1 protein-coding gene is annotated in these 305 nt (G+C 42.0%); it reads right to left on the reverse strand.

Features of this window, described 5'->3' with window-relative positions:
* The coding region (locus tag HC176_RS18810) for a serine dehydratase beta chain (RefSeq protein ID WP_342448728.1) at positions 1-303 on the reverse strand (303 nt) is incomplete at its 3' end.
* Positions 304-305 lie beyond the last annotated feature (2 nt).

The following is a 305-nucleotide window of genomic DNA, read 5'->3' on the forward strand; positions in this document are numbered from 1 at the left end:
TTTGTTCTCCTGCTTACAAAATGCGGACAGGTCTGTTCCTTTTACAATTGGGAATGGAAACTCCTTGAACTTCTTCAGCTGTTTTTTGGCATTCTTGCGTTCTTCCTTAACTACAAATCCGCCGCCGATGGAGTAGAAGGTGGAGGAGGTGGTTTTTCCGGAGGAAAGGAGCGCTGTGAATTTCATTCCGTTAGGATGGAATGGCAGGAACTTTTTATTGAAGACGATATCGTTTTCGAGAATGAAGTCGATACTGCGTTCGCCATTCAGATTAAGCCGGTTAAAAGTTTTTATATTATTGATCT

The sequence above is a fragment of the Tamlana crocina genome, assembly GCF_012037625.1.